Origin of the sequence: Salinivibrio sp. PR932, from assembly GCF_001996125.1 — a bacterium.
In the GTDB taxonomy this organism is placed as follows: domain Bacteria; phylum Pseudomonadota; class Gammaproteobacteria; order Enterobacterales; family Vibrionaceae; genus Salinivibrio; species Salinivibrio proteolyticus.
Genome location: NZ_MUFM01000028.1, coordinates 38,824 through 46,658 on the forward strand (window position 1 = coordinate 38,824; position 7,835 = coordinate 46,658).

8 protein-coding genes are annotated in these 7,835 nt (G+C 48.4%); 4 read left to right on the plus strand and 4 right to left on the minus strand.

Annotated features, from left to right (window positions below):
• From pstA to BZG84_RS12640, 3 genes are all read left to right on the plus strand, one after another.
• Complete coding sequence (gene pstA / locus BZG84_RS12630) at positions 1-846, plus strand: phosphate ABC transporter permease PstA (protein WP_077479733.1); 846 nt, start codon at positions 1-3, stop codon at positions 844-846.
• Between the two features lie 18 nt (positions 847-864).
• Positions 865-1,620 carry a phosphate ABC transporter ATP-binding protein PstB gene (pstB, locus tag BZG84_RS12635; RefSeq protein WP_069587106.1) on the plus strand — a complete coding sequence of 252 codons (756 nt, stop codon included), beginning with the start codon at positions 865-867 and terminating at the stop codon, positions 1,618-1,620.
• 237 nt (positions 1,621-1,857) lie between these two features.
• Positions 1,858-2,301, plus strand: a complete 444-nt coding sequence (locus tag BZG84_RS12640) for an META domain-containing protein (RefSeq protein ID WP_077479734.1) — start codon at positions 1,858-1,860, stop codon at positions 2,299-2,301.
• A gap of 33 nt (positions 2,302-2,334) precedes the next feature.
• On the opposite strand, the gene BZG84_RS12645 is transcribed toward BZG84_RS12640, so the two are convergent.
• The 3 genes from BZG84_RS12645 to BZG84_RS12655 all read right to left on the minus strand — a co-directional run bounded on the left by BZG84_RS12645 (position 2,335) and on the right by BZG84_RS12655 (position 5,109).
• Entirely contained in the window at positions 2,335-3,891 is a 1,557-nt protein-coding gene (locus BZG84_RS12645) for a CHASE domain-containing protein (protein ID WP_158074937.1), read from the minus strand.
• Between the two features lie 266 nt (positions 3,892-4,157).
• Positions 4,158-4,352, minus strand: coding sequence for a DUF4250 domain-containing protein (locus BZG84_RS12650; RefSeq protein WP_069587103.1), 195 nt, complete (start codon positions 4,350-4,352; stop codon positions 4,158-4,160).
• A gap of 85 nt (positions 4,353-4,437) precedes the next feature.
• Positions 4,438-5,109, minus strand: coding sequence for a hypothetical protein (locus BZG84_RS12655; RefSeq protein ID WP_077662042.1), 672 nt, complete (start codon positions 5,107-5,109; stop codon positions 4,438-4,440).
• Positions 5,110-5,341: 232 nt separating this feature from the next.
• On the opposite strand from BZG84_RS12655, the gene BZG84_RS12660 reads away from it, so the two are divergent.
• Positions 5,342-6,550 carry a GGDEF domain-containing protein gene (locus BZG84_RS12660; protein WP_158011496.1) on the plus strand — a complete coding sequence of 403 codons (1,209 nt, stop codon included), beginning with the start codon at positions 5,342-5,344 and terminating at the stop codon, positions 6,548-6,550.
• A gap of 5 nt (positions 6,551-6,555) precedes the next feature.
• Here the strand turns inward: BZG84_RS12660 and BZG84_RS12665 are convergent, their stop codons facing one another.
• On the minus strand, positions 6,556-7,776 hold the full coding sequence (locus BZG84_RS12665) for an MFS transporter (protein WP_077678284.1): 1,221 nt from the start codon (positions 7,774-7,776) through the stop codon (positions 6,556-6,558).
• Positions 7,777-7,835: the final 59 nt, after the last annotated feature.

The window sequence follows — 7,835 nt, forward strand, 5'->3', positions numbered from 1 at the left end:
ATGTTGTCACGTCAATTACAAGATAAATTAGCCTTAGGGTTTATTTGGACAGCAGCAGGCTTAACCGTCGGCTTTCTGTTCTGGATAATCTGGTACATTCTGAGCAACGGCCTGCAGTATGTTGACTGGTCATTCATTTCCAGCGACTACACGCGCATTGGTGAGTCCTCCGGGATTTGGCCGATGATTGTCTCTACCGTCTATATGGTACTCGCCTCGATTGCCATTGCGGCGCCACTGGGGATCATGACCGCGATTTACCTCACCGAATATGCGAAAGTGGGCAGTAAGCTAGTCAAAGTCATCCGCTTTTGTACCGAATCACTGGCAGGCATTCCTTCAATTATATTTGGTCTGTTTGGCCTCACGTTTTTTGTGGCGGTACTGGGGCTCGGCTTTTCGATTCTTTCCGGTGCGTTGACGCTCAGTATTTTGATCCTTCCGGTGATTATCCGTACCACTGAGGAAGCCTTAATGGCCGTCCCTCAAACCTATCGCGAGGGATCGTACGGACTCGGTGCGTCCAAAATCTACACCATTTGGAAGTTAATCCTGCCCAGCGCGATGCCAGGGATTATCACCTCAATCATTCTTAGTGTAGGTCGCGTAATTGGCGAGTCTGCACCTGTTTTCCTCACTGCCGGTATGGTGGCGCGTATCCCTGATACATTGCTTGATTCAGGACGCACGCTTACGGTGCATTTGTATAAGCTCACACAAGAGCTTTACACCGTCCATGAGTGGCACCAAGCCTACGCCACTGCCACCGTACTGATTGTTGTCGTGCTGGTTATCAACATGCTAACCAAACTCATTGCACGCCGATTCAATAAAGCGACTTATTAACGCATTCTGAGGCCCGACATGAACAAATTTGAAATCAATGATTTAAATCTTTATTACGGTAACGGTGAAAACCACGCGCTTAAAAGCATCAACTTGCCGATTCCCGCCAAGCGTGTCACCTCGTTGATTGGTCCTTCTGGTTGTGGGAAATCAACCCTATTGCGCTGCTTGAATCGCATGAACGATTTAATTGAAGGTGTCCAAATTGACGGTCGACTCACCATGGATGATCAAGATATCTATGGCAATATCGACGTTGCCGGCCTACGGATTAAAGTGGGCATGGTGTTTCAAAAGCCTAACCCCTTCCCAATGAGCATTTACGACAATGTCGCTTATGGCTTACGCGCCCAAGGCATTAAAGATAAAAAGCACCTAGATGCAGTGGTTGAAAAATCACTACGTGGCGCAGCATTATGGGATGAAGTCAAAGATCGTCTCAAGGCCCATGCTTTTGGGCTGTCTGGCGGTCAGCAACAGCGCTTATGTATTGCTCGCACGATTGCGATGGAGCCGGAAGTGATTTTGATGGATGAGCCCACCTCTGCCCTCGATCCTATCGCGACGAAAAAAATTGAAGACTTGATGGAGTCATTAAAACAAGACTACACCATCGTCATTGTGACGCACTCCATGCAGCAAGCCCGTCGTATTTCCGACCGCACTGCGTTCTTTTTGATGGGAGAGCTGGTGGAACATGATGAAACAGCCACGCTCTTTGCACAGCCGCAAGATGACCGAACGCGAGGCTATGTGAACGGTGATTTCGGTTAAATACGTCGCTGCCAATAAAGTGTCATAGAGTTGTGATTAACTAACTAGGCACTTGTTTGCATCGGTTCCTAACTCCAAACATAACGATAATAATTCACGCGATGGTATATCTTGGCCCCTCTACCGGGGCCTTTTTTTTGCGCGGGATAAAAATAAACAAGAAATTGACATTGATGCATCGATTCACTGCCACAATAAGACCCATAAGGTCACGTCTCCAGTGTAGGAAGAATCATCATGAAAAAAGTGTTATTAGTCGCTACGTTGGCGAGTATCGGCGCAACCGCTTGCAGCAACGATTTAACCACTGACCCGTCAAACCAAAACGCAATCACCGTTGAGACTATCGCTCAAAAGTGGCAGTTGGCAATGGTCGATGACCAAACCATCAGTGCGGAAGGCGCACCAACCCTTACGGTTAGTACTGACATGGTCGCGAGTGGTTATACCGGGTGTAACCGCTATTTCGGCAATGCTCAGCTCGAAAACAACCGTTTTCGTATTGACCGGATGGCGAGCACACGTATGGCATGTGCCTCTCAAGCGATGGATATGGAATTCACAGTCAGTGACGTACTCAGCGACTGGAGTCAAATCAACATAACGGACAACCAACTAACACTTGCTAACGATAAGACGACGCTGACGTTTAACGCCGTGCAAAGCAACACTACGCCGTAGATAAACCAAACGGCGCCCCTCGGGCGTCGTTTTTTATTCTATCTCCATCCAATGCCAGCGTTCTGGTTCATCCGCCCTCGCCCGAGCGAGGGCTATCTCCCCGTAAGAGCACATTCTCGCCACCGTCATTTGCTCGTGATCGCTGAGCGTTACCCCACCGACATAAACGTCGACTAACATGGCACCCTCTTCCCGTTCAAACGGTAGCTGCAAGCGTTTTACCGTCAGTAAGCACTCTTCAGCCAGTCGCTGCGCGCCTTCTGTGCGCGGTAATATCGCGACAAATTGGCTGCCACTGTATCGGCATAACAAATCACCTGGGCGCTTCAGCATATTGTCTAATGCTTCTGACAAGCGACGAAGCACTTGATCTCCTGCTAAACGGCCATACTTGAGGTTGTAATCCGATAAACGCTCAACTTCCACAATCATCAAGCTCAGCGGGGTTTCTTCTCGCAGTGCCCGCTGAATTTCACGTTCTAACTCCGCTTCAAAATGGCTGCGATTGTACAGTCCGGTTAAACCATCACATTTCGTCATCGACTCGAGTTTGGTGTTTGCGTCCCGTAATGCACGGGTTTTCTGATCAACCTGTGCCTGCACGGTTAAGGTCCTCAGTTGTAGCCGATACAGCAGGTAACTGATGATAATAAAAATGATGGTGCCTGCCGCGAACACCCAATAAGGCATGTAGGACTGGCGTGCAGTCACATATTCAGCCGTCGGATACCCTTCCACTTGCCATTCTCTGCCTGCGAAAAATACCGGGAGTGACTGCTGGGTTAACGCCTTGTTCACCGGTGAACTGAGAGTGGCTATTTGGCTATGCAAAAGCTGAGGATTTCGCTCATTGGTAATGTCATTAAGCGAGAAATTAATCCCATCATTAATCACCGTATTAATCGCGAGATTAACAAGCTCACCAATATCAATGACAGCAACTAAAAAGCCGCGAAGGTCACTCGTTTCCTCACCACTTAACTGTTCTGGGTCACGGAGAATCGGCATAATTAGCAAAAAGCCCTGTACGCTGCCATACGCCCTTTTGACCGTTGTCGCGGGCGTTGCAACAGGCACACCGGTGTTAAAACTGGTTTTAAGGGCTTGGCGAGTCACCGCAGTCGACCCCATATCATATCCGATAACAGACTGATTACTGCTCGCGCTCGACGTAAAACGGATAGGAAAGTACATATCTCGCCGCTGAGCGGGGACCAATGCCCCTGTCTCATCAAACTCAACAATATCGGTTCCCTGTTGTGAGTCCCCTTGCATCGCATCTTGGACATAGTGCCGCCGTTGATGATGCATCACTATATCGACCCACTCAATTGACTTAAAACTTAGGTGCCGCTCCAACACACCTGATGTCATCGGTTGGAAGTTGCGAGCATTAAGGCGATGGCCCGCATCAAAATGATTTTTCACCGCATACAGAAGCTCTAAACCAAGATTGACTTCCCTGCCCAGTGCCATAGCAGCATTATTGACATCTTTTTGGACTTCTTTGCGAATCGCATTTTGCTCAGATTGGAACAGCAAATGTCCAGTCAGCGCAGAGAAACCTATCCCCACGAGGACTGTTATCACAATGATGCTCCAAGCGCGTCGCGGCATTCCAAACGTCCTTCTGTCTGTATCCTGTTGCCGAGAATTCGGCTGCTTTTATATAAAATTTCGCCACATTAAGCGTAGTGCTTCACAGCTCGGGCGATCAATTTTTTAACAAAAACCAAACAATTGTCACGAATAAGGTCAGCGCACTTTGAACAGAATGCTAATCAAGGAAGACAGAAAAGGCCCACTCCAAGTCTGGGTGAGCCTTCGCTAAAACGGTAAGTCACTAAAACAATCGGTTATTTCAATTTCAATTGGTTGGTTAGCGGATCGTACTCACAACCAATGTCGTTAAATTTGTCTCGGATTTGCTCATCGTCTAGGTCGAAATGGGCCATCAATGATTCAAGGCTATCGCACTCTAAACGCAAACGTTCATTGGCAATACTGAAAAATATTGCCCCATCCAAACGATGAATATTGTTGATGTCCATGGTGGCCTCTCCTTATCTCGGCTGAACCCGTTGGGTCAACAAAGCTCGGTTTTAAGTATAGAAATACTCGGGGCCACTCGCCAAATCATCCCATCACAATGGTGTTTAGGCTAACACTGGCAGCGAACAAAAAACCAAACCCAATCATTAAACGCCACCATGCAGGTTTGGTGTGTTTGAGCAAATGCCAAATGGATGCGGCAATACCCAACAAGCCTAATCCAACTCCTGCAAATAAAGCATTAATATTCACAGTGCTGAATGTCGTGAGCGATGCTGCCACAGCAACCAGTAATACCGTGGCCATCAAGGCCAGCACGCTCGCGAGAGGCAATAAGTTATCAAACGCTTGTAAGCGTGATTTGGCTCTAACTAACAGGCCGTGTCCGGCACTGGCTCCCAGAAGTACCACTTGCAGCAAGCCAAATACAGCGACCATCCAGCCCTGACTCGCCGTAATGATTAACCATGCAACACATGCCGTTAAGTTTGCGACATGCAGCAAAGGAATGGGACCGGAGTGACGCGTTTTGCCCGTTTTTGATCGAAACGCAAATAAGCCTAAAAACAGAAAGGGTATAGTGGCTAAGAAACTAGATGGAACCAAGATCACCCATGCGAACACCAACACCCAATATGCATGGTGGAAACGGCCTCGCTGGCCCGGACAGATTTCACCTTTAAGCAACGCCAACGACAAGACAAGTTGCGCACCCAAAATAGCTGAAACGAGGGAAGGAGCAACATACGCGTACATAGAAACAACACCTTATGGCGATCAATAAAAAACCCGCAACTGTGACTACTTTTTACGGTAAACAACTGGCGGGATCACATTAGATTGAATAAGTACTGTAAATACGTACAACAAACTGGAAGGTTTGCGCACGAATACCACACTAATGACAACTAAAAACGAATCAAAACAACATCGCGATCATAACAAAAATAGGCGCGCTACCGGAACCTTTGTACACGCAGGAGCAAACATGAGCGCAATGACTGAAAACATGAGTCATGTTGTCTACAAGCTTCAAATCTCTTTTCTCGAGCTTTGGAGCGCAAAAAAGCATGCCAATAGCTTTAACAATACTCGTAGTACCTATTTACGTAGTCGCTTGTGTGTGCTTTGCTATGTTTGGGCTGCGCTTACCATCGCTTGGTCTCCCGCCGACTTTCTTTTTCTCGGAGACAAAGCGATCGCGGCACAACTTTCCGTTCAGCGCTTGATTCTTGCCGCGTTCCTGATCGCGATTGGCTTTTCAGTCAATAAAGTGAATAACCTTAAAGCCGCCAAGCTGGGCTTGATGGCAATGGTCTGTGTCACCAACCTTTTTTACTTCTCTGCCAGTCATACATTAGGCTTTCCCTCCGAGAACAGTGTTTTTTCATACAGCTACACCCTATTGCCCATTATCCAAATAGTCATGCTGACGATTTTCCCGCTCACGATGAGAGAGAGCTTGACACTGATGAGTGTCACCCTCGCGTGCCATTTATGGGTCGATTCATTTAGCGGTGTATTGCTCAATCCGGATAATATTTCGTCCTACTGGCTGCAAACGGTAATTGCTCTGATGGTGTTATGGTCACAGCTTTCACAGTTGCATATGATTCTCAGGCTGTATCGCCAAGCCACGCTAGATCCGCTGACCGGTATTTATAACCGCCGTATGCTCTTACAGCTGGCGATGCGTGCCTTATCGATCAGCGAAGATAGGCACTCTCCTTTCTCCGTCCTGATATTGGATTTGGACAAGTTTAAACGTATCAACGATAAATGGGGCCACTACGCGGGCGATGTGGTTTTGCAGTCTTTCACACGTGCCGTGCAAGAACGGCTGCGCAAATCAGACATTTTTGGTCGCTTTGGCGGTGAAGAGTTCATCGTATTTCTCCCCAAATGCAATGCCGACAGCGCACAGCAGATCGCAGACCGATTACTGAACGGAATTCGCGCCATGGATGTGTTTATTGACGAAAGAGACGCGCCTCTGAAAGTGACAGCATCAATTGGCATTTCCAGCTATCAAACTGGTGATACATTGTCGTCACTGATAGAGCGCGCAGACAGCGCTCTCTATCAAGCGAAAGCAGAAGGTCGCAACTGTACGCGTCAATATCAAGTCGGCCAGCACTATCCCAACGATGCCAGAGAAACCGCAAGCTATATCAATAGCGCCCTAGAAACCAGCTAGTGCCATTAATGGCTCAACGCCGTTTCTGATGAAGAGGCGGCGGGTTTGCTTTTTCCCGTTGACTTGTACAGCGCAAGCACAAGTGCCAGCACAGCAAAACCCAAGCTGCACGCAGCGACCACCACACCTTCCCAAGCATAATGTTGCCAAGCGGCAATCAGGTAAAAGCCACCTAAGCTACCACCAGTGTAGTAATGTACCAGATACAAAGCCGTTGCCGTCGCTTTACCCTGATTGGCTTGTCGGCTTACCCAACCATAAGCGAGAGAGTGAGTAAAAAATGCCCCGCCACTAACCACCAGTAATCCAACAATCATCCAAGTGATGTCATGGTGTAAGGTCACTAATACGCCCAACATGGCAACAATAGTGCCAAATGCCATGCCACGAATCGCACCGAACCTAAGTACCCAGCGTCCACTCAATCGTGATGTAACGGTGCCAGCGAGATAACAGATAAAGACCGACGAAACCAAACTCACTGGCAATTGATAAGGCGGCGCCACCAGCCGGAACGCCATTACCGAAAACAAATTGACGAATAACGCAAAGTTGATACCGCCAATTAACATAGCTAGCCACAACCTTGGGGTACGAAGATGAGATAGCACGCCTCGCGAGTGAGTCAATAACGAGGTATTCCCTTGGGTAAAGTATTGCTGACGCGGCAATAATTTCGTCACCAAGGCGACGCCCAACAAACTCAATACCGCCATTCCTAGCACTGCCCCTTGCCAGCCCCACCAATCGGTCATCATTCCCCCCGCAACACGTCCGGATATCCCGCCAAGAGAGTTGGCACTGATATAGCTACCTACCGCGATCGCAAACGCTTTAGCTGAGAATTCTTCAGCCATATACGCGACCGCAACCGCGGCAAAGCCACCTAGTGCTGCACCCATCAACGCCCGCAACCCAACAATTAACCAAAAGCTGTTGGTTGCTGCCATCAGAAGCCCGATCGCAGGGAGCATCCAGAGGCTGACTAGCATAATCGGACGGCGTCCGAGTCGTTCGGACAATACCGCCCACGGGACGAGTGAGAAGGCAAGACCTAAGGTCGCGGCAGCCAGCAACCAGTTGGCACGGGTTTCACTGATCCCATCGTTGCTCGCAAATACTGGCAACATCGGCTGAAAGAGATATAAGTTGCAAAAAATAAGGAAGGAGCCGAATGCCAGAGCAAAGGCCGTTAATCGGTAACGCGATGAGCCAAGCTCAATCATGACAACCTCATCATATCGTTAAGTTGTGATCATGCTAGCAACGGCAATGTGATTAATAA

Excerpts from the sequence above, each read along its gene's own strand:
- pstA (WP_077479733.1), top strand. The coding sequence starts at position 1 with ATGTTGTCACGTCAATTACAAGATAAATTAGCCTTAGGGTTTATTTGG.
- pstB (WP_069587106.1), top strand. The coding sequence starts at position 865 with ATGAACAAATTTGAAATCAATGATTTAAATCTTTATTACGGTAACGGT.
- BZG84_RS12640 (WP_077479734.1), top strand. The coding sequence starts at position 1,858 with ATGAAAAAAGTGTTATTAGTCGCTACGTTGGCGAGTATCGGCGCAACC.
- BZG84_RS12650 (WP_069587103.1), bottom strand. The coding sequence starts at position 4,352 with ATGGACATCAACAATATTCATCGTTTGGATGGGGCAATATTTTTCAGT.
- BZG84_RS12655 (WP_077662042.1), bottom strand. The coding sequence starts at position 5,109 with ATGTACGCGTATGTTGCTCCTTCCCTCGTTTCAGCTATTTTGGGTGCG.
- BZG84_RS12660 (WP_158011496.1), top strand. The coding sequence starts at position 5,342 with ATGAGCGCAATGACTGAAAACATGAGTCATGTTGTCTACAAGCTTCAA.
- BZG84_RS12665 (WP_077678284.1), bottom strand. The coding sequence starts at position 7,776 with ATGATTGAGCTTGGCTCATCGCGTTACCGATTAACGGCCTTTGCTCTG.